Origin of the sequence: Mesobacillus boroniphilus JCM 21738 (genome assembly GCF_000517385.1) — a bacterium.
Classification (GTDB): domain Bacteria; phylum Bacillota; class Bacilli; order Bacillales; family Cytobacillaceae; genus Mesobacillus; species Mesobacillus boroniphilus.
Window position 1 is genome coordinate 1 of the sequence record NZ_BAUW01000224.1, and the last position, 914, is coordinate 914.

Below are 914 nucleotides of genomic sequence, written 5' to 3' on the forward strand. Positions count from 1 at the left end.
GTTCAAAAAAGAAAAGAAGTAATGTTAAGAACAGTGAAAATCCTGTTCTTTTTTTTACGGGTGCGGTTTTGAAGTGTAAAAGTAGTGTCATTTTCAATAAGTGGCTTATAAGATGAGGACCCACCTGAGATTTTTTCGAATGTTTCCTTAAAACCAACTTCTTCTAATTTTACATTTCTTTTATCAGTCTGTGATCATTGGTAATATTTTTCTTCATCTTCAAATTTGTGACCCAACCAATTCTTAAAGCTAAATCATCTAAATATTGCTTTTCAGTCTGACGAGGTATTTCTTCCAAATTTACTTCGAATTGAAATGAACAATGACCTTTCTGTGCTTCCTCACATTTAAATAGAATAATACCAGTTAAAGGATTAAGGGAAATTCCTTCAGGAGCTTCACTTCCTGTTGGTTTATAAGAATAAAGACCTTCTAATCGTAAAAATATAACAGAGTCGATAAACTTTAGCTCTGCTGGATTAACCGTCTCGGGAACGGAAATTAGTATTGAAGGTAAGTTTGTCATCGTAAAATGGATTGAGCTTCAGAAGAACAAGCTGCCAAGATCATTACCAATACAAGGATAACTACGTTAGATACCTCAAATTTCCTCCTTATCACTTCAACTTTTATTTAACAACCCGTTAGCAATAGGTAAGCGTTTGAGGTTATCTCCGGCTTTTGTCGGGTAGGTCAGGGACATTACTATCCCATTTCCCCCTAAGAACCGCACGTGTGCCTTTCAGCACATACGGCTCAAGCATGCCTTTATCCTTGACTAGACTATATCAATCCTATTATTTTCTTATTCTTTATGTATTTTTAAACGCTTCGAAGTTGAGCATTATTAGGGATTTCATCCCTTGCAGGGAATACCTTGTGGTATTCCAGATGGCAGGAAGTGTGAACTGTCC

Annotated in this window: 1 protein-coding gene; it reads right to left on the reverse strand. The window is 36.1% G+C overall.

The genetic code is table 11. The annotated features are described in order from the left end of the window. Positions 1-169: 169 nt before the first annotated feature. The gene (locus JCM21738_RS21915; RefSeq protein WP_023627829.1) at positions 170-526 is read right to left on the reverse strand and encodes a hypothetical protein; all 357 of its coding nucleotides are present in this window, start codon (positions 524-526) and stop codon (positions 170-172) included. Positions 527-914 lie beyond the last annotated feature (388 nt).